This window comes from Clostridium sp. C8-1-8 (genome assembly GCF_009928445.1).
Taxonomy (GTDB): Bacteria; Bacillota; Clostridia; order Clostridiales; family Clostridiaceae; genus Clostridium_AR.
In genome coordinates this window covers 1-21,409 of record NZ_JAABNO010000007.1, presented here as the reverse complement: position 1 = coordinate 21,409, position 21,409 = coordinate 1, and the positions used below count along the sequence as shown (strand labels likewise).

Here is a 21,409-nt window from a genome sequence, read left to right as displayed (position 1 = left end):
ACCTATAAATCTTACTTATTGTCTTTATAATTTTTCATATATTCTCTAAATTGTCTCCCCTGCTCATGCAGTTCTTTCCGTTCCCTTTGCTTCTTCTGCCTATAATGAACATATCTTAGTGCTTTTAACTTATCCTGTAAATATTTATTCCTATTCTGTTTTGTGTTATTTTCAAGCGTACATTTACATACATAAACATATGTATCATGAAAAAAGTAAGGTATTATTACTGGATTTACTGATAAAAAGTTCTTACACCATTTGCCACATCTTTGTTGACTGCATATTCTAGGTATAGGCTCAAACCGCTCATGTTCATCTTTAACACACAAAACATTATTTGAATATGGCGGTGCTGACCTATCAATATAATCATATATTATCTTTATCATTTCATAATTATATTTCTTATCAATAGACCATACTACAGTATTACTTGTAATAAATCCTATTTCCTTTTTATCACTTTCTTCTTTCTCTAATCTATGCTGTAGGGCCTCTATTATGCTGTCTATATTCATCTTAGGATTAGTACATTTCATAGCAGCATAACAAGTATTATCAAGAAACTCATAAAGCCCAAACTCACTAATAAAAAACTCACAATCATTACATTTATCTGATCCACAGATACTAGGATCAGGTGTTATTTTGCTGGTATCACCTACATAACATATTATAGTATTTTTATCATTGTGTTTATAAAAAGATTTATTTAGGTTTAGTTTACCTTTCTTTATGGATATATATTTTTCTAGTAATCCTGATGTATCCATTTTTTTATAAGCAGGTTTTCTAATAATAGTAGTAGTTGAGGTTTCATTTTCATCTTCAGTTTCTTCAATATTATCCAAATCCTCATTATCAAGCAATTCTTCATCTCCCAGGTCATCATTATTATCATCTGATTCATTTTCTTTAATCATTTTATTGTACAACCAGCATTTTTTATTAACACTATGAATGATTTGATCCTCTATAGATTCCCTATCAAAGTTTTCAAAGTCAAAATCTGATAAGTCAATCTCTATTGCTGATAATCCTGTATCTTTCAGTTTTTTCAGTTTTATATCATCTACCGCATGAGTTACTTTAATTTCAACTAGCAATAATTTTTCATTTGGTGGCTGCCCCTTATAAAGCAGTACGTCAGGTATTATATCCCCTAACCTCTTCTCAAGTTCCACTTTGTCAAATGATATGTAAGTATCCTTGTATTTCTTTGGTAAAGGAGATGGTACTTTTATCTTTAAATGCTTTACTAGTATCTCTTTTGCGAATTGATGCAATGCTGTTTCTTGACCATAAGCACATTCTTCTTTATTCTTATGAGCAAAGCACCAACTATTTACCTTCCCCTGCCTAGCACTTAATTGGCTTTTACAGTGAGGACATATGCAATTACAAGCATCTCCATTCTTTGCTTCTGAGATATGAATTAGATTACCGTTATGTATTCCAAATGTTAATTCACTAGCCATTATATACTCCTTAATACTTACTTCTTGTATGTATTATATTGTTTTTAAATTGAACAGAAAAGTATTTATTCCGACATATATACAGATAAATATTTTTTAAAACCTTCCTATAAGAACGTTATCCCATAGTAATTAAATTACTTATTGGAAGTTAAACACAAAAACTTACAGGGTTATTATCAATGTTATGATATAATTTATAGTATATTTTTATAGGAATTATTGGGGGGAAGTCACTATTGGATATATTAGAATTAGAAGAAATTGAGCATAGATTAATAAATGGCAGAATCACATCTGACGAGGCTGCTAAACTTGTTTACCCTACTAACGGTCAAAAGCCTTGGATGACTAAAGAGTGGAAAGGATTGCGTGATAAATTGATAAAAGATCACTGTGAACAATGTGGTACTACTGAAGGGCCATTTGTTATTCAACATACTTGGCATCCTACGGAATATCAATCACATATAGACCATTATATAGCAGTCCTCTTTAACAAAGAAACTGAAAATAATCCATCTATTAATATAGTATCACATGAAGAACTTGACCAGTTTATAAAAAGGTATGGTGAACCAAGGGCTTCCTGTCCTAAATGTGGCTCTGTAAATATTTAACTCAAATCCTCAAAAGAAGAATCTTTTACTTGTAATAGGTGTAAGAATATTTTTAGTGATCCAGTTACTAAATTATACGTTAAAGGCTGTAGAACAGATAAAGATATCGAATTTAGAATATTAATCCGTAAAAATAAGGAATTAAGAATTAATATTTGGAAAAAGAACACTGAAGAAATTTGAAATTATGCTGTCTTAAAGGGTATAGAAGAACATAAGAGATATATCTCCTGTATAGATACAGTTACTTTCTGCAAAAAATGTTCCTATATGTGGGATAAAAACAGATCGATACTTTCAAGTATATGTAGTAAGCATTATCATAGTTTTGAATATAAGTGCTGCATTAATTGCAGAACTGAAAACGAATATTAATAATTTATACGTAAGAAATGCATGGAGGTGATTACTTATGGATGAAATAGATAATATTGGTATAATTACTATTGAAAAGATAAATCATGCCATTAATACAGATAATGATGTATCTCATAGAGGGTCAAAACTTCCTCCTTTAGATATAAGAAAAGATAACTACTCTAAGTTAAAGATGAAAACAAATAAATTAATTGCTTTATTTAAACGCTCTGTTAATGAATAGTGTTGATTTTATAACATTATAAAAAGAGGTCAACTATGATCTCTTTTTTTCGTTATAAATGAATAATGTAAAATAATTCAACTACAAATTGGAAATTATCTTTTACTTACAATACATCCCATTTATTATTCTTATTATCAAAATCCTTATTAATTAAATTTATCAGTGTTTCAAATGACATTTTCAAAGGAATCATTTTAGACATAAAAATGTAATCAATATCATTACAGGTTATATATATGATCTGGTGCCTAAAATCAAACTTTAAGCGATGTATTCCAATATCAATAAATTCTTTTTTCTCACATTGAAGGTTATTTAATAATTCTTCTCTTATACTATTTGACTTCCAAACAGTTGCTAAGAAATCTAATGTTTGCATCATTATGCTTCATCCCCTCTATATTAAACAAATTACTATTTATCTGTATGTTATACAAATAATTTTTACTTCACATTATTTATTTAACTGTTATTCTCTAAATCATATATTGGTTTGATTAATATTAAAAGAAAATTGTTCATCAAAAACTAAACTCTTTTGCGTATATAAGGTATTGTTCTAAAAATCCATTTAAGTCACTACAAATGTTTTCCAAGTCCCCATATATCCCTTCAGAGGCTAAATAATAACCATCTGATAGATAATGAATCTTTTGCTCTATATCAGAACATATGGATATATCAACTTTTGTTGAAACTAAACGGTATAAAATAGTACACATATCATCCGCAGTGAATTTTTTATTATTATAAAAATATGAACATAAACCAAGAAATGTATTAATAATCTTGTGCTTGTCTGTCACGCCTTTAAACTCTGAAAGTTTTAGAGCAATATCTGCTTTATTAGACCTTTGAAGTAATGAAATTTCAATAATTTCATATTCAATACTTTCTTGTATTTCAATAATCTTATCAGCCCAACTGATAACATCATCTTTCGTAAATAAGCCTGTAACTAATCCGATTCTATATATCTCGGCTTCATCTTTTAGGGATAACATATTTTCACATCCTTGTACCTTATTTATGTATATTAGTTTGCTATCGGAACTAATTTTTTTTATAAGGTTCTGTTAATAAATAATATTGCAACATATAATTATTTAATTATCCATGTCTTTTTACAGTTTGGATCATTTTAGGATTATACTTCAAAAAACTATCTAACAGATCCTTTCCAAAAATGCAAATTGTTTCTTCCCATGGGTGAGTGAGTATTCCCCATCTAAAATCCTTTGGAAGAAATATATAGTAATCTCCATCTGGAAATGGTTCAATAGTCCATCTTCCAATTGGCTTATCAAGATGTGGATTAAATAGATATGATTCATGTTGCCAATCTAAAGCATAAATGAACTCTTCTTCGCCAGTACATTCCTTCATAACTTTTAATGAAATTTCATACCATTCATCAAGTACGCTATCATCATAATTGTTACTAATATCATATGTTATAAATGGTGAAGGTTCTTTAAAACTTGGCCAATTTCTTTTATAAATGCTTGGGTTGAAATTAAAGATCTCATAGAATCTATCCCATATTCCGTTATATTCAATACCATTAAGTTTTATCCAGTTATCCACAAAATCACCCCAAATAAATATACTACGCATTTTTTCCTTAATGAACAACATGAAAATTCGGAATCAAATTATTCCCATAATCTTCAAATCTGATATAAGTTTGTTATAAAAATATTCACAGGCTTCATCTTCATTTTTAAATAGTTTTAATCCTGTCTTATTACCTTTTTCGCTATAATAAACTTCCCAAGTACCATAATATTCATTTAGACAATATGCTTCCCAAGGAAATCCACCATATATGCAATACGAGTTCTTTGGTATACCTTCAATAATTAGTCTTTGCTCTAACTCTTTTATCTTCATAGAATGCCTCCACTCTAATCCTTTCGCTCTATCTTGCACTAAGTGTATTATAAATATTGAAAATAAACTAATATGTTATTTATCTTCCCTGAGTGTCATAAACCTTATATATTCTTGTTCAACATTATCAAAACATGGTAATATTTCAAATTCAAAATACCTATAAAAGTCCTTGAATTTTCTTGCAGCAGCCTCAAATTCTACCCAATAAATATTGTTACTCTCAAACAACCCGATATGTCCAAAACCATCATTTGAATGTAAATTAATATGGATTTGGTGAGCATGAGCAGGTTCAATAATTTCATCCATAATCAAGCCCTGTTCTTTCCATAATTCTTTTTTGCTATTAATCCAATTTTTGAAATTACTAAATATTATATCCATAACAAATACCCCATCTAAAAATAAATTTACATTCGTAATATTTTACATGTGTGAGATAACTCTATAGAAATTATATAATTTTTAACAATATTCTTTAACAAAGCCTATGTTAAAAATATAAAGTCAAGTAAATAATAAATATAAAAAACTTGCAATCAAAAAATATTTCTTTAAATCAATTATATTTCTTTTATGAAAGTTTATATATTTTTTTAACCTCAACTAATGTTCGTTCTAAAGATTTAGTAGTAATTATAGTATTTGCTGCAAATTGTATAAATTCATTTGCAATAGTTGCCTCTTCTGTTGTGTTATATTGAAACAACTTAAAAGTCTCATGACTGATGCTTTTTATTCCTTCAACTACTGATATATCCTTACTTCTTGTTTTACCAGCAAATCTAATAAATTTATCTTTTAAGATATTCCAAATTTTTTTGTAACATTACTCTCTGATTTTCTGCCAAATCCATTCTATCCCACCTTAAATAACATATGATTTCATTTTATTTTATTAACTCTTAATTTTTTAGTTTGACTATATATCTTTAATTACATCACAAAAAATGACATATAGCATATATAATGTAGATGGTAAAACTCCTTCTGATAAAGCAATATAACTAACACTTGCAGATGTTATTTTAAACTCCTCTTCGCTAGTTGATTTATTTTCTGGATTTCTCTTCCTCAAATCTTCTTTTACAAGTTTACAAAGTCGCACAGCCTCAAAACTTGGGATACAACTTACTTCCCATAAAATATTATCTTTTGAAACAGTATCACCTGATAACTCATTAAAACACTTTATGAAATCATCTATTTTAGCAGGTATGTTATATTTTACATTATACTTTTTCTTAACACAATTTAGGGATTGCCACAAATCATTCACATTCATAGGTATATACAAATCTTTTGGAAGTAGTTCATTTATATACTTCCTTTCGGAATCTGAATAATAATAAAAATAAACTTTACTTAAATTTCTATTTTTATTGATGTACTCAAAGATATGACCATCATTATTTGGAGACATGCCAATAATATGAAGTTCATCTTTTATATTCTCAAACTCATGAAAATAATATTCTGTTGCCATCTTGAGGTTGGGATGATTTATTTTAGTCATAATCATTTGATATTCATCAGGTCTTATATCTTTAATGCTTAATAAGTACGTTTTAAACTCTTCATCATCATTATCATATAGGCATTTGAATTTTTCTGAGTATTCTATAAGATTGTGGTTAGTATTAGCCACATTTAATTTTTCATATCCACTATAATCTAATAGAGCATTACAAAAACAATGTTCCATACCTTCTATAACTACTCTACTATTCCTTTTCTGTCTAATAAACCCCCAAACATTTTCAGGATTTTCACTGTTTGATAAAACCGAGAAATCACCATGCAGATGATATACATTTTTCCCTGTCAAATTTTCTAAATTATTATCATAATTCAAAGTAAAAATATTATCAAAATCAGAAAAAAATTTCTTCGCTCTTTTAGGTATATCGTTATATATTTCTTGTAATTTTGATTCATTATAAATTCCATCTAAGATTAGCCTTTCAAATCCTTGCTTTGAAGCCATAAGATTGTTTGATAAATCACTGTTTTTTAAGAAAAATATATGTAAAACAAAGAACCAATCTTCAAGCATTAACTCATGTGATGCATTTATTTTTTTATACCTACGTTTAAAATCATCAAGAGTAGCCAATAGCCCATCATCACTTACACAGTCATCATATTTATTCTCTAAGATATCATTTGTAATTTCAACAAAAGCATTAAGAATTCCAATAATCCCCTCTTTACTAAGAGTACCATTAAATAGAATGTCGTAACATCCTAACTTGGCTTTATACTTAATCCTTTTCATAATAAAGTCACTTGTATATGCTTTACCACCAAATTGTATATTAACTCCATTTCCAATAAGTATTGATTTCATATAACTCCCCCCCATAAAAACTTTTCAAAACTTGTATTGGTAAACTTGATAACTCAATAGAAAAAAATATTATGTTAATAATAAAATGAAAAAGTATTCACTATTAGAACTAGTCTTTTGACCATTGAGACTTTTCTTTTGTGTAGCCAAAATAATAGTTCTTATTATTAGATAGAAATGCTGATGATTTCTTTGATATATTAAAATACCAGTTTATCCCGTCATTGGAGTCGTACTGAAAGCCACACTTCTCTACCATAGCCCCTTTAAATTCACCGTTAGTAATAGGAAATTCCTTAAAAAAGTCTTTTAATTCAAGGCTTGTCTTATCTTTATTTATGGTCTTTATCTTAGCAAAATTTGTATTGATCCATTTTACAAGTATATCCTGTTTGTTTTTATCCATTTTATAAAACATCATAGGCTCATTTTTAGTGTCATTAGTAGGAGTTTCTTTAACCTTACTTTCAGTGACAATTTTAAGTCCATATTCTTCAAGAATTTTATTCAATGAATCATCACTAATATTTGTCTGAAACTCTATCCATCGTATGTAATTACCTTCTGTTTTATAATCTATGATTCGAGCATTTATGCTACTTTTAAAATCTATCCATCCCCATAAATGAACTTTACCTTCTACTCTGTATATCATGCAATCACTCCTGTTTATTATGAACTTAAATACTCCTTAATATGTCTTTCAGCAGAACTAACACCTTCCCTATAATATTCAAGACTCTTCATAAGGTCGTCAAAGTCTTTTACTATTAGAGGTTCAATTTTAAATAGATCCTCTGGAGAATTATACGCAATTCTTGTAACTCCAGTTTCACTCTTTGTAGCAGCCTCACATATAGAATCAGGCCATAGGACTTTTACTTCATATTCGCTGTGCTTTGTTAGTATATACTGTTTTTTACCCTGTAACTTTATTCTAACAAGAGTATAGAAGGTTAGTATATCAAAATAATTACCTGTATGCCCTGGCTTTAGGAATTTTATTGGCCTATTATTCCTCAATAATATTTGTTTAATATTCTCATAGCATTGCTGTTCTATTTCTTTAAATTTATTATCAACTTCAGTATTTTCATTCTTCTTAGGCTTAGTAGTTGCAACTATCTTTTCCTTGCATTTCTTATAGACTTCAGCACAAACAATACAATCATCTGCTGAATTATGAGATCCTACTGTAATACCTAAAAATTTCTTCAAAGTAGGAAGTTTATAGTTTTCTAGTTTCAAGCCCTTTTCATCTTTTATATATTTTCTAGCCAGTGCTAGTGTATCAATTACTTCATTTTTAGGTTTTTCAACTCTTAAATTATAAGCATTATTAAGGAAGAACTTAATATCAAAATCTGCATTATGAGCAATCAATTTATAATCCCCTATGAACTCTGTGAATCTTGGAAATATCTGAGATATAGTTGGTGCATTTTTAACATCACTACTTGTAATTCCAGTTAAGTCCGTTATATTACTCTGTATTGGTTTTTGAGGATTTACATATGTAATAAATTCATCTACTTTTTCATTATTTCTATACCTTAAAGCCCCAATCTGAATTATCCTATCTGCCTTTGCATCTAAGCCTGTTGTTTCAAAATCGAATACTACGAAATCATCAGGATATTCGCTGCTGTTTTTATAGGTCATATATTCATCGTAGGGTTCAATACTTTTATTATATTCTGTCGAAACACTTCCTTGTCCATCATTAGTAGTTTTACTTTCTTTATTAGAACCAAATATCCCTTGTAACAACTTACTTATCAATCCCATACTCTTCCCCCTAAAACACAATAAAAATGGTATAAATTTCATGACAATTCATATTATACCATAAATTTTAATTTATCTTACATAGACTTATTCAAATGCTATACTGACTCTATAATATGGCATTTTTACACTAATCAATATTTCTTATGACTGGATACATCCCAATATCCATTTTATTCTTTTATTTTATTCAAAACTTCTTTAACTACCTCTTCTTATGACAGTTCTAAAATCTTTAAAATTTTCTGTTTATCATATCCATCTTCAAGCATCTTTTTAGCAACTCTAATCTGATACTCGTTTATAAACAATTTCGCTGTTGGCGAATCATTCATAGATAGTGCCATAATAATCATCAACTCCAATTTGTATATCTATTCTTTAATTTCTTAGTTACCATCTTGTTATAGTTATACCATTTCCAATAGGAACATAAAAGTATTAGTCCTAAAATAAACAATGATATTATAAATCATATATAATATAGTAAGGCGATTCATTAATACACTGATTCTCTTCACCTATTTAAAAGCAAATAAAAGGAGAGCAAAAACTATTATCTTGCACTCCAAATATTATTTATGTCTATTTTCATACTCTTGTAAAACCATTGATACTTCTGATGAACATTCTGTCTATATGTATCTTATTGTATGATACTATTTTAATATTATTAATCTCACACAACTACCATCTATATCCAAATGACCTATAATGTGAATAAAGCGGTCTCCTTATTACTGGGTTCTGTGAATATATTGTCAGCGCAAATGTCTGATAACTCTTCTTTTATTTGATCCTCATAATCCTTATTAGTAATAACATAGATATTGTCTGTCGGTACCAATGGGTGAATTCTTTCAACAGTATTAACCAAAAAGCTTTTGTTATTTACCACCTTCAAAAACTGTTTAGGTCTGTCCGATCTAGATAGTGGATAGAGTCTTGTTCCCTTGCCTCCTGCTAAAATCAGTGCATAAAGCATTTAGCCTTCAACTCCAAGTATTGTTATATACTATACTATGTCTATATATGAGGTAATGTGAAATATGTTTTACTATTAATGGAAATAATAAATCCCGTAAACTTTTCTATTAAAAGTCTACGGGATTTAAAAATTATCTCCAAATTACATTTTTCTTTGTCATCTCAATTATTAATATATGAGATTTCTCTTTAGCCTTTATCTTTACATCTTCTTCAACAATCTCAGCAGCATCTCTTTGGTCCAGGTCAACATCATTAACAGTACTTGAGCCTTCTATTTGCAGCATATAAGCCTGTCTTCTACTCCCTACAGCAAAATCGATCTCATTACCTTCATCTAGTTCTAGAGCATAGAAGTTTATATCTTGATTAACCTTTATTGGTGCATCTCCTGCTTTTGACGAAACAAAGTGGAACCATTTATTTTTTCTCAATTCCCAATCGAACTTAAAATCTCCATATTGAGGAGTATGGTTCTTCTTATCTGGTAACACCCATATCTGAAGAAATCTTGCAGTTACATCTCCTCTGTTGTGCTCACTATGATAAACTCCAGTTCCAGCACTCATGTATTGTACCTGGCCTCTTCCAATGACACCTTTACTACCCATAGAGTCCTCATGGGTAAGTTCTCCTTCAATTCCGTAAGATATTATCTCCATATCCTTATGTGGATGCATATCAAAGCCAGTATGGGGCTGAATTAAATCGTCATTTATTACTCTTAAATCGCCAAAACTTATATTCTCAACATTAAAATAATCTGCAAATGAAAAATGGAATATACTATCTAACCACTGGTTCTTACTTTTTCCCATATCACTATTTTTAATTTTTCTAATCATATTGCACCTCTATATTAATTATAGTTAATTACTTTTAATAACCTTGTAACTTTATAATATATTATCTTTTATCAGTTGTCAATCTAATAATCCCATATAATTTAAATATAGATTACTACTACTAATATCATTGAGATTACGGGGTTACTAAGGAGATCTATATGAGCAAGAAATTAGCGCAAGCTTATCTAAGCATCTGATGACTGAACACTTAATTTCAACACAGTACTTTAAAATACCCTTACTTTTTATCTTGTATTAAGTTTTACCGCCCTTATATCTACTTATACCAAAGATTAATATTCGGTAACCAATTTAGTTACACTTTTTACTTTTAAAAACCCTACTTAAATAGTATAATTATTAAGAATAGCAAAGGTCCGTTATTAGGAGGAATTTATGGATAAACTAATTGATTTAGTAAAAAAAGCGAAAACTACTCATTGTCTTACAAAAGACGAGCTAGTTGAACTTTTGAAGAATGACGAAATAAATGAGACTATATATAAGGCTGCAGATGAAGTAAGAGAAGAATATCGTGGCAATGAAGTACTTTTAAGAGGGCTTATAGAATTTACAAACATATGTAAGAGAAATTGTATGTATTGTGGTCTTAGAAGAGACAATAAAAATATTGAAAGATATAGATTATCTGAAGAAGAAATATTGGATTTTGCTACTAAAGCTGTAGGCTATGGTTATAAAAATCTAGTTCTTCAAGGTGGAGAGGACGATTATTTTACTATAGAAAGAATGTCCAATATTATTAGAAAGATAAAGGCTCTTGGAGTTACTCTTACCATAAGTATTGGCGAAAAGACTTATGAAGAATATAAAGCTTTGAAAGAAGCTGGAGCTGATAGATATCTACTTAGAATAGAAACTACTGATGAAGATTTATACCATGAGCTTGATCCTGGGATGAGTCACGCTGAAAGAAAGAGATGTCTTAGAGATCTAAAGAGCCTAGGCTACGAAGTTGGCTGCGGTTCGCTAGTGGGACTTCCTAACCAGACTATAGAATCAATAGCTGATGATATATTATTCTTTAAGGGAATAGATGCAAATATGATCGGTATCGGTCCTTTTATACCAAATGGGGACACGCCTCTTGCAGCTTGTGCTGGCGGTGATTTTCATATGTCAATAAAGGTAATGGCTTTGACTAGATTACTTATGCCTGGTATAAGAATCACTGCTACAACTGCAATGGAGACTCTAAACAAAAACGGAAGAGTTATTGCATTAGAAAGCGGTGCAAATGTAGTTATGCCAAATGTCACTGAGGGTGATTACAGAAGATTATACGCACTTTATCCAGGTAAGATATGTATAAATGACACTCCTGCTCATTGCAGAGGATGTATTTCTGGTAAAATAAAAGCACTTGGAAGAACTGTATCTGATATTTCAAACGATGCATCTATTCTAACAATTGCTAATAATAATATAGCTTCAAATTAATCTAATCTTAATATTTAAAAGTATATTTTTAGGGCTGCCAGATTAACATTTAGTTAAGCTGACGGCCCCTTTATTATATCAAGGGTGGGAATAGCTAAAATTTCTTAGAAGGCATGCCTATTATCTATACTTGCATTAACCTTCTTTATTAATCTACTTTATATTTCCGCCTGTTATAACAGATGAACCTGAAACTATGCTAACAGTTCCATTATAAGAATAACAGTCAGTAAAAGTTATCTTTCCGCTGATAGGTTGTTCAGGGAAATTATAATTATTTTTCAAATTGCCTGTAGCAGTGCATTTTGTAATAACAAAAGCTCCACCACCATGATTTTGTGCATATCCACTAGCTCTGTTGTTGTTGGCAGTACAATTAGTTAATTTATGAGCTCCTGTAGAACGTGCATCTCTTGTTCCGCCAAGCTTAAACCCTTCTCCATTTCCTGCTGGAGAACCTTTATGGTATCCATTGTGTGTAGCAGTACATCCTTGCAATTCTACTGCATTCATATTGTTGAAAAAATCCCATCCATCATCAGAGTTATCTTGAGCTGTACAGTTTATAAACTTGTTACCTACTCCAGGTAAATCCTTACATGCATACCCATCTGCATTTCCGCCTGCTGCTGCTTGATCATAGTTATCATGGGAGAAACAGTTTGAAACTGTTGTATGGTGTGCTCCATTAGTTATTTGAAGTCCGCTATCTCCATTGCTGTCAAATTCGCAGTAATCAAAGGTATTGTAGCCAGCTGCCGAACCTGTAATCTTTACTCCATTATCTCCTGCATTGTATATCTTTATATTTCTTAAAGTCCAGTAACTACCAGTAACCTTAAATCCTAAAGAATTATCGTTACCACTCTTTGACTGACCAGTAAAATCTAAAACTGGTTTATTACTTGAGTTTGAAGCGGCTATGGTTATAGGACTTCCATTGGCTCCACTCTTAGCTAAGTTAATAGTTCCTGACATATTAACATTTAATTTATAGGTTCCACTAGATACATATATAGTGGTTCCAGCTGTAGCTTTTGATACAGCTTTTTCAAAAGTCTTTAGTGGCTTAGCAGCACTTAGCCCATCGTTGTTATCGTTTCCATTAGGTGAAATATATAAGGCTGTGGATGCTGCACGTACAGTTGTAAATCCACTTACGGCTAAAAATAAAACTGAAAGCATTAACGTTGAAAATATACTTAAGATTTTTTTCATACTATGACACTCTCCTATATCTTTTATATTTATTAACAATTCTAACTAGTAAGTCATTTCAGTCACCCATATTAATTAACATTCAATTATATATTATCACCTCGTTTCACGTTAACATAAACATTTTCAAGTCACTATAAGTTAAGCATAAATCATTTATGTAACTGTATTTGATAATTATTGTACATTAAAATCAATTTATTGTAATTATTAAAATATTTTTCTTGTAAAAATTCCAATTTATTGTCTAATTCAGCCTATTGTTTTGTAATATATAACAATAATTCAAACATTTCTCACTAATAGATATTTGCCGTTGTGGTTTCATATATGTTATGCTCTGTATTTAAATAATTTAATTTATATATTCTGCAAAAATAACTAGACAGTTGTTAGCAACTAAAGTTGTTAACAACTGTCTTATATCCATGCTTATCTATTCACATTATAAAAATGTTATATTACGATCTATTAAAGTAATCTGTTGAACATACCATCATATTAAAAATTCTTAAACTGAATATATATTTTAAATCACTATATTAGGTTATTATAGCTAAATCCAGTTTCTCTCTACAGCTTAAACTTTTCAATAACTTCCTTTAAGCTTTCAGCTTGTCCATTTAAATCTAGAGCTAACTCGTTTATTCTCTTATTGTCAATAGCTTCATCTTCTATAACAGCTGTAACTTCCTCAGTAGCCGCAGTATTTTGTTGAGATATAGCAGCAATGTTTCCTATTGCAATATTTAAGTTATTCTTAGCTTCATCAATGCTTCTTACCGAAACCATTGACTTTTCTATAGCAGCTGATACTTCTTCAAAGGTCTCTCCTAGTTGAGAAAATGAATCTATAGCTGATTTAACTTGGAATTGTTCTTTTACAAAGGCCTCTTTAGCATTTTCAGCAATAAGCATAGAGTCATTTATTGCCGAGTTTACATCTTCGATTATCCCCTTTATCTCTAATGATGCTTTTTGAGATTGTTCAGCTAACTTTCTTATCTCATTTGCAACTACTGAGAAGCCCTTTCCAGCTTCTCCAGCTCTGGCTGCCTCTATAGAAGCATTTAATGAAAGAAGATTTGTTTGATTAGTTATACTATTTATTTCATTTAAAATCTTTAATATTAATTGAGTACTACTAGTTAGTTTGTTAATTGTAGAAGCTACATCACTCATAGCCTTTGAGTTCTCTATTGAGGTTTCATGAAGCTCATTTATATCTTTTTTGCTATTTCTTATAGCACTAACCGCATGCTCCTTTGCTCCCTCTAACTGACCTAAGGTGTTAGTAGTACCTGTGATTTGATCATCTAGTTCGTTATTAATTGAAGCACAGTTCATAGTATCCTCAGCCTGTTTCGAAGACCCCATGGATATTTCTTGTATATTTCTCACTATATCCTCTGATTTTTCATTAATATTATTTGAAACCTTAAGTAAGTCTGAAGATATAGCTGCAGTTTCATCAGCTAATATAGCTGTGTTTGTAAGAGCTCCCTTTAGTCTAGCAACCATATTATTAAAGTTAACAGATAACTCATTTAACTCTTTTATCTTATAAGTTTTATCAGATAAAACTGTAAAGTCACAGTTTGAAACCTTTGTTATTAATCCAATAAAGTTCTTAATTGGCACTGTAATCTGCATTGATATAGGAATAGAAGCCGCTGCTGCCAATATTAAACTAATAATCAATATTATTAGTGAATACTTTCCTACATGTAATGCACTGCCGTAAAGTTCACTAGAAGGTATAAGTGCTATGTACTTCCACCCTGTTTCTGATAAAGTAGAATACATTATGTAATAAGATTTGCCATCAACCTTTCCACTAAAGGCACCTTCTTCCTTACCTTTAATTGATGAGTAGAAATCCGCACTATACTTTTCCCCAACGGTTACTTCTGTATTTCCCCCAATAACTTGTCCCTTATCATCAACGATTATTACCTTACCATTGTCCCCTATATTTATATCTTCCATAGCTTTTTTAAATATACTATCTGCTACATTTATCTGAAGGACTCCAAGTTCCTTACTAGAAACCCCATTGCCAACTGATTTTATAAAGCTTAATTTTTTTGTTCCATCTGTATCTGTTACTGCCCAAAAGGCCTTTCCTGGTTGTTCCATTGCAGTCTTATACCAATCTGTTTTCTTAGCTTCATCACCAATCTTCTGAGAAGCATCAGCGAAAACATCTGTTTTTGTATTTATTGATAAACCATCGTTATCTTTATATAGATAAATGCTATCCAACACCTCACTGTTGTTCAGTCCTATAATCTTTTGTAGGTTAGTCTTAGCATCTGTTGCTTTACTTATAACTTGATCTCTTTCAGTACTTGAAAAAGCCATACCATCTTTTATCTGTGTATCAGACAAGATTTGATAAGAAATTTGTTCTGAAAAATCATTAATTAATCGTACATAATGCTTGTTCTGATTTAGGATATGATCTGTAGATGTCTTAAATTCTTTGGTCATATTACTTGTCATAACAACAAGATTGAATGAGGTAGTTATCACCATAACAATCAGTACTAAAGCAACAAAGGCGATAACCAATCGTCCTAACAAACTCTTAGTGCTCAATACATCATTAACAAAATCCTTATTTATTTTCCTTTTACCACTTTTAGATGAAAACACCCAATTTAAACGTTTAGATTCAACGCCTGACTTTAACTTCTTATCTTTTTTCTTAGCCTTAACAAGCCTTGTTTTGAACATAAAACTCTCCTCCTCATCTCTTGAGCAATCGATTGCACAACTGCATGCACCTAAAACATCTATAATTATATATAAACACTTTTTGACAAAAAAGTCAACTTACACAGAACTGTAAGTCGACTTTTTATTCTCATCTTGCTATATTTTTTATTGTTTTTTTAACTATCCTATATTTTCTATTTAACCTACTGCAGTCATAGCTTTTTGAGAATTTTTCATTCTATAAGCTGCTACCACTAAAAATGCAACTGTAAATAAGAACAACACTATAAAATTCATTTTTATATCCCCAAGGTTATTACCATTTTGAAGCTTTTGTATCCCATCAATAACCCATCTCTGGGGAGTAAAGAATGATACTTTCTGAACTGTATCTGGTAAAAGTTTTGCTGGAACGAAGCATCCTGAGAACATAGCAGTAGCTGTGATTATTAAATTTGAAAATGTACCATAGCTTTGAGAATCATTAAACAATGCTACACATAACATTCCAAAGGCAACTGTTACTACGCTTATCATAAGTAGCAGCAAGAACATTGATATAAGGTCAACGCCAGTCTCTATATTAAATACATACTTGAGGCAAACTAATATTACAATTACCTGAATAGCTAAGAAGATCATATTTGATAATATACTGGCAAAAGTGTACTTTATCGAAGAAATTGGAGCAGTAAATATCCTTGAATAAGTGTTTTCTCTTTTTTCTTTTAATATTAACCCAGATATTGTTATTGACCTTACCATCATATAATATATCATGAATCCTATACTTGCTTCAGTTACTGATAAACCAGAGCCTATATCCTTTAGTGGTGTTTTCTCAAGCTTTACAGCTCCGTTTTTTGCTTCACTTAACATACTATAAAACTTATTCTTATCTCCTGAGGAAGCTTTTGCTAGGTCATATAAGTTTTTCGTCTGAAAGTCTAATACACCTTTTATATTATTAGATAAGCTATTAGCTTTTGCTGAGTATACTGTAGCCCCTGTAGAGTTTCCACCTACAATGTCCTCTTCAAAGTCTTTTGGAATGGATATAGCTACAAATATATCATTTTGACTAAGTTTTTCCTTTATATCAGCAGCATCTTTAACAGTTACTATATCTACCTGAGTCATGTTTTTAACATTTTCAATCACTTGTTTTGATACCTTTGTATTGTCATTATCTATAATTCCTACTCTTAATATACCTCCTGATACACTATAAAGCTTCATGAATATCAATATTATTAAAGCTGGAACTAAAAGTTGTATTAAAGATTTTGGCGAATCAAAGATTAGCTTCAAATTTTTCTTTACTAAAACCATAATTTCGTTCATTTTAAGCTTCCTCCCTTCTTATAACAAACGGTACAATCATCAAAATAATTGATAAAGATAAACATATGATTAGTGTTGTATTGAACTTAGAAAAATCATTGTTAAAGGCTATATTTATTATAGTTCTATTTACCCATCTTACTGGAGATATCTTAGTAGCTAGGTCTAAAGCAGCATTTACATGTTCTCCTATATACATATATCCACCACCTAAGAAGGTCATAGCTGGAATTAATACAACATTTAAAATCATTTGTCCTGTCTTTTCTTCTTTAAACATAAAGCCTAAACATACTCCTAAGGAAGATGCGAAAAGATCTAAAGCTAGCATTATGGCTATAATGCTCATAAGATGATCTCCCCAGTAAACCTTAAGTACAAAGGTCGCAAATAAAAATGCTGGTATTAATGTAACAAAGGTTATTATAAAGGTCGCTATTATCTTTGTAAAAACATACTCTACTCTTGACATACCTGAAACTATAGTTCTTCCTTCTATTTTCATATCTCTTCCCATAACCACCATGTAAAAACCAAACATAGAACCATACAAGGTCATCATAGTTATTTCAACTATTCCATAATAATCAAAAGAGGTTGTTTGTCTTCCTATCTCTACTTTACTTATCTTTGTATAGCTTTTAGAAAAATCATTGTCTATGCTCTTAATAGCATTAGGAGCAAACTTTACTATAGCTCCATAAATACCATATCTCTCAGCAATTCCTTGCAATCCCCCCATAACTATATTTACCGATATATTATCTTTCTCATTCTTGTACACTTGTATATTGTCACTTTGAAGTTCTATTAAGATGTTGTCAGAATCTTTCCTTACTATTTCCTTACCTTCATCTATGCTATCTGCCTTTTTAAATGTTACCTTACCATCCTTTTGTTCAGACTTAAATTGATCAAATATATCCTTTGTATTCTTAGATCCATTATCTACATAAACTATATTTAACTTATCTAGATCAACATTATTATCAAAGGTATTAGCGAGAGCACTTCCTAATATAAGCATGAAGATTATTGGAAATACGACCATTGATATTACGCCTGATCTCTCTTTAATTGAATTTAATATGGTGTATTTTATATGATTTATAATTCTCACAAAACTCCCCCCTAATCTCTAAGCTTTCTTCCTGTAAGACTTAAAAACACAGTTTCTAGATTTATCTTCTTATATTCAATATTTCTAATTGCCATATCTTTATTACTAAAATAACTGATTATTTTATCCAAATTATTTATTTCTCTTAAAGAATTCACTGTTATCTTTTGATCGTTTATTTCAAAGCCCTTAACTCCTGGTATTTCTCTTAGCTCTTCCTCAACCAACTTTTCTAAGCCTTCTACTTGAATATCAAGACTTTGAGTATCTGATACTATAGCTATAAGTGATTCCTTTGTTCCCTCTGCAATGACTTTTCCATGATCCACTATCACTATTCTTGAACAAAGCTCCTCAACTTCTTCCATATAGTGAGAAGTATATATGATAGTACATCCCTGCTTATTAAGCTCCTTAACAGACCTTAATATGTGATTCCTAGATTGAGGATCTATCCCTACTGTTGGTTCATCCATTATTATTAGTTTTGGCTTATGAGCTATGGCACAAGCTATGTTAAGTCTTCTTGCCATACCACCAGAGAATTTTTTAGCTTGGGTTTTCCTATGCTCCAAAAGTCCTGTAAACTCTAAAGCTTCTTCTACAGCAGCCTTTAATGCTTTTCCCTTCAATCCATATAACCCTGCGAAAAAACTTACATTATCCTCTGCACTCAAAGCGTTGTATATAGCAAGACTTTGAGGTACTAATCCAATTTGGCCTTTTATTGAGTTTTCATTACTTTTGAAATCCTTGCCAAATATCTGTATATCTCCTCTTGTTGGTTTTAGTAATCCAGTAATCATATTTATTGTAGTACTTTTGCCTGCACCATTAGGCCCAAGTAGTCCAAAAATTTCACCTTCTCTAACATCTAGTGAAAGATTATCTACAGCTACATAGTCTCCAAATCTCTTTGTTATGTTTTTGATATTTAATATATTCATTATAAAAACTCCCTTCGAAACAATAATTTATTTAATATCGCTTAACGATCTCTCAACTTGCTTTCCATATTTATATTATAAAAAAAACTCCTCTACCGCATCAGTAGAGAAGGTCATAACTTCATGTGACTTTTGTCATATTTATAGGATTAATTTTACATTACTTATATCCTTTTATATAATAGATAGCAATTTGCGTCCTATGGCTTAGTCCAGTCTTATTTAATATATTAGTTATATAATTTTTTACAGTTCCTTCTGAAATAAATAGCTTAGAGGCTATTTCTTTATTGGATAAACCTTCAGAGATTGCTTTTATAACTTCTATTTCTCTTTCAGTAAACATAGAAGTATCGATTTGTTCTCTGTCACTTACCATATTTTCTTTAAACTTATTAAATACACTTTCCTCCATTACACTATTCCCACTTGCTACTAACTTTATAGTATTAATTATCTTGTCTGGAGGATTATTCTTTAGTATATATCCGCTAGCACCATTTCTTAACGCTTCCTTTATATATTCATCTTCATCAAAGGTTGTAAGTATTATGACCTTTGACGACGTCTTACTTATTATCTCTCTCGCTGCCTCTACCCCATTCATAACAGGCATTCTCACATCCAACAATGCTATATCTATTTTATTTTTAATACATACATCTAAGGCTTTTAAACCATTTTCAGCAACATCAATAACTTCTATTTCCTTGTCCATTGATAAAATTATTCTTAAACTCTCTCTTATTAATGCGTCATCATCGCATATTAAAAGTCTTATACTCATAATATTTCCCCTTTATATTGGTAATAATAAGGTTACTACAAAGCCATCACTACCATCAAAAAGCGCATTTCCACCACAATCTATGCACCTTTGTTCGATCCCAATTAGCCCCAAACCCTTTTTTATGTTATCTATACCTATTCCATTGTCCTTTATAAATACTCTTATAACCTTATTTAATACATCGATATTTACCTCTATCCTAGAGGCATTAGAATACTTAATTGTATTAGTAAGACTCTCTTTAATACTATCTAATATAATACTCCAATGGTTGTACCTTATTCTATCTAAATCTCCTGTATATACTAACATATACTTTAATTCTGTTCCTTTTGTACACTCCTCTAGAATCATTTTCACTCTATTTATACCTAACTGTTCAGTGACCGGTTTAATTTTTCTTAAGGTAATCCTTATATCATCCATACCTTCTCTTAAAACTTTTATAGAGCTGTTAAGCATCTCAGTAGCTTTATCACTGTCACCCTTCATTATATACTTTGCTGCTTCTAACTGCATTAAACTAGCAGCTATAGTATGTCCTATTTTATCATGCATTTTCTGAGACAGAGAGTTTCTCTCTTCTAGCTGAGTGGTATACTGAACTTGTTTTTCATGGGATTTCAAATCATCAATTTCTCTAGAATACTTATTATTCTTTTCTCTAAGAATATCATTTTCTTCTATCAATTGTTTTACTCTAAAAAAGTAATTCGTAAACATAGAATCAAATATAACTAAAATAAAAATTATAAATAGATAAGTAGGATTGATAGCTTTATTTACATTGATAATTACTATGGCCAGTATTGATATTACAGGAAACATAAATTTATTTACTTTTAACCTGTCCACAATATCATATATAGAGCAAGGTATTAGCAATATATAAGAATAATTTATATAGTAACCTGAATACAAAATTATAAGTATTGAAATTATCGATATACAAAGAGAATATTTATAATCAATAATCATAAAGTACACTATGCTAGATATACAATAAAGAAGTATTAACACAACTATATAAAACGAAGACTTTCCTTCATCTATATAGTTATAGGTAGCGTAAATTATAATCAAAACTCTAAGTATCAGCAAATAGTCACTTCTATTTTTCAAACTAATTTTCTCCTTCGTCTATAATAAAAAATTCGCTGAAGCGATTTTCTTCAGTGAATTTTTTTTGCGCATCTGCCTTTTCTGAACGTATGTGAAGAAATTCTGGCAGGCG

At 30.2% G+C, this 21,409-nt stretch carries 22 protein-coding genes; 3 read left to right on the top strand and 19 right to left on the bottom strand.

Translation table 11 applies throughout. The features are described 5' to 3' along the window. Positions 1–11: 11 nt before the first annotated feature. Entirely contained in the window at positions 12–1,481 is a 1,470-nt protein-coding gene (locus GXK57_RS09170) for a competence protein CoiA family protein (RefSeq protein WP_160674749.1), read from the bottom strand. 239 nt (positions 1,482–1,720) lie between these two features. Between GXK57_RS09170 and GXK57_RS09165 the strand changes: the two genes are divergently transcribed. Continuing rightward, entirely contained in the window at positions 1,721–2,101 is a 381-nt protein-coding gene (locus tag GXK57_RS09165; RefSeq protein ID WP_160674746.1) for a hypothetical protein, read from the top strand. A gap of 412 nt (positions 2,102–2,513) precedes the next feature. Next, positions 2,514–2,702: a hypothetical protein gene (locus tag GXK57_RS09160; RefSeq protein WP_160674743.1), complete on the top strand. Its 189-nt coding sequence runs from the start codon at positions 2,514–2,516 to the stop codon at positions 2,700–2,702. Positions 2,703–2,808: 106 nt separating this feature from the next. Here the strand turns inward: GXK57_RS09160 and GXK57_RS09155 are convergent, their stop codons facing one another. From GXK57_RS09155 to GXK57_RS09110, 11 genes are all read right to left on the bottom strand, one after another. Then, positions 2,809–3,087, bottom strand: a complete 279-nt coding sequence (locus tag GXK57_RS09155; RefSeq protein WP_160674740.1) for a hypothetical protein — start codon at positions 3,085–3,087, stop codon at positions 2,809–2,811. 139 nt (positions 3,088–3,226) lie between these two features. Beyond that, positions 3,227–3,709 carry a hypothetical protein gene (locus tag GXK57_RS09150; RefSeq protein ID WP_160674737.1) on the bottom strand — a complete coding sequence of 161 codons (483 nt, stop codon included), beginning with the start codon at positions 3,707–3,709 and terminating at the stop codon, positions 3,227–3,229. Between the two features lie 106 nt (positions 3,710–3,815). Then, positions 3,816–4,292 carry a DUF2716 domain-containing protein gene (locus tag GXK57_RS09145; protein WP_160674734.1) on the bottom strand — a complete coding sequence of 159 codons (477 nt, stop codon included), beginning with the start codon at positions 4,290–4,292 and terminating at the stop codon, positions 3,816–3,818. A gap of 63 nt (positions 4,293–4,355) precedes the next feature. Continuing rightward, the gene (locus GXK57_RS09140) at positions 4,356–4,598 is read right to left on the bottom strand and encodes a hypothetical protein (protein WP_160674731.1); all 243 of its coding nucleotides are present in this window, start codon (positions 4,596–4,598) and stop codon (positions 4,356–4,358) included. Positions 4,599–4,673: 75 nt separating this feature from the next. Further along, complete coding sequence (locus GXK57_RS09135; RefSeq protein ID WP_160674728.1) at positions 4,674–4,985, bottom strand: hypothetical protein; 312 nt, start codon at positions 4,983–4,985, stop codon at positions 4,674–4,676. A gap of 538 nt (positions 4,986–5,523) precedes the next feature. Then, on the bottom strand, positions 5,524–6,951 hold the full coding sequence (locus GXK57_RS09130; protein WP_160674724.1) for a hypothetical protein: 1,428 nt from the start codon (positions 6,949–6,951) through the stop codon (positions 5,524–5,526). Positions 6,952–7,060: 109 nt separating this feature from the next. Further along, positions 7,061–7,606, bottom strand: a complete 546-nt coding sequence (locus tag GXK57_RS09125; protein ID WP_160674721.1) for a hypothetical protein — start codon at positions 7,604–7,606, stop codon at positions 7,061–7,063. Between the two features lie 17 nt (positions 7,607–7,623). After that, a complete protein-coding gene (locus GXK57_RS09120) occupies positions 7,624–8,739 on the bottom strand; it encodes a 3'-5' exonuclease (RefSeq protein ID WP_160674718.1) in 1,116 nt (371 codons plus the stop codon). 215 nt (positions 8,740–8,954) lie between these two features. Then, positions 8,955–9,086 (bottom strand): hypothetical protein, encoded by a 132-nt coding sequence (locus tag GXK57_RS26860; protein ID WP_279285492.1) that lies wholly within the window; start codon positions 9,084–9,086, stop codon positions 8,955–8,957. Positions 9,087–9,448: 362 nt separating this feature from the next. Continuing rightward, complete coding sequence (locus tag GXK57_RS09115) at positions 9,449–9,724, bottom strand: sugar phosphate nucleotidyltransferase (protein ID WP_160674715.1); 276 nt, start codon at positions 9,722–9,724, stop codon at positions 9,449–9,451. A 133-nt stretch (positions 9,725–9,857) separates the two neighbouring features. Further along, positions 9,858–10,571 carry a pirin family protein gene (locus GXK57_RS09110; RefSeq protein ID WP_160674712.1) on the bottom strand — a complete coding sequence of 238 codons (714 nt, stop codon included), beginning with the start codon at positions 10,569–10,571 and terminating at the stop codon, positions 9,858–9,860. Between the two features lie 399 nt (positions 10,572–10,970). On the opposite strand from GXK57_RS09110, the gene hydE reads away from it, so the two are divergent. Further along, entirely contained in the window at positions 10,971–12,035 is a 1,065-nt protein-coding gene (gene hydE / locus GXK57_RS09105) for a [FeFe] hydrogenase H-cluster radical SAM maturase HydE (RefSeq protein WP_160674709.1), read from the top strand. A gap of 153 nt (positions 12,036–12,188) precedes the next feature. Here the strand turns inward: hydE and GXK57_RS09100 are convergent, their stop codons facing one another. The 7 genes from GXK57_RS09100 to GXK57_RS09070 all read right to left on the bottom strand — a co-directional run bounded on the left by GXK57_RS09100 (position 12,189) and on the right by GXK57_RS09070 (position 21,297). Next, complete coding sequence (locus tag GXK57_RS09100) at positions 12,189–13,253, bottom strand: right-handed parallel beta-helix repeat-containing protein (protein ID WP_160674706.1); 1,065 nt, start codon at positions 13,251–13,253, stop codon at positions 12,189–12,191. A gap of 573 nt (positions 13,254–13,826) precedes the next feature. After that, the gene (locus tag GXK57_RS09095) at positions 13,827–15,992 is read right to left on the bottom strand and encodes a methyl-accepting chemotaxis protein (protein ID WP_160674703.1); all 2,166 of its coding nucleotides are present in this window, start codon (positions 15,990–15,992) and stop codon (positions 13,827–13,829) included. Positions 15,993–16,172: 180 nt separating this feature from the next. Then, positions 16,173–17,318, bottom strand: a complete 1,146-nt coding sequence (locus GXK57_RS09090) for an ABC transporter permease (protein ID WP_160674700.1) — start codon at positions 17,316–17,318, stop codon at positions 16,173–16,175. 1 nt (position 17,319) lies between these two features. Continuing rightward, positions 17,320–18,438, bottom strand: coding sequence for an ABC transporter permease (locus GXK57_RS09085; protein WP_160674697.1), 1,119 nt, complete (start codon positions 18,436–18,438; stop codon positions 17,320–17,322). Between the two features lie 11 nt (positions 18,439–18,449). Next, the gene (locus tag GXK57_RS09080; RefSeq protein WP_160674694.1) at positions 18,450–19,385 is read right to left on the bottom strand and encodes an ABC transporter ATP-binding protein; all 936 of its coding nucleotides are present in this window, start codon (positions 19,383–19,385) and stop codon (positions 18,450–18,452) included. A 160-nt stretch (positions 19,386–19,545) separates the two neighbouring features. After that, positions 19,546–20,172, bottom strand: coding sequence for a response regulator transcription factor (locus tag GXK57_RS09075; RefSeq protein ID WP_160674691.1), 627 nt, complete (start codon positions 20,170–20,172; stop codon positions 19,546–19,548). Positions 20,173–20,184: 12 nt separating this feature from the next. Further along, positions 20,185–21,297 (bottom strand): histidine kinase, encoded by a 1,113-nt coding sequence (locus GXK57_RS09070; RefSeq protein WP_160674688.1) that lies wholly within the window; start codon positions 21,295–21,297, stop codon positions 20,185–20,187. Between the last annotated feature and the right edge of the window lie 112 nt (positions 21,298–21,409).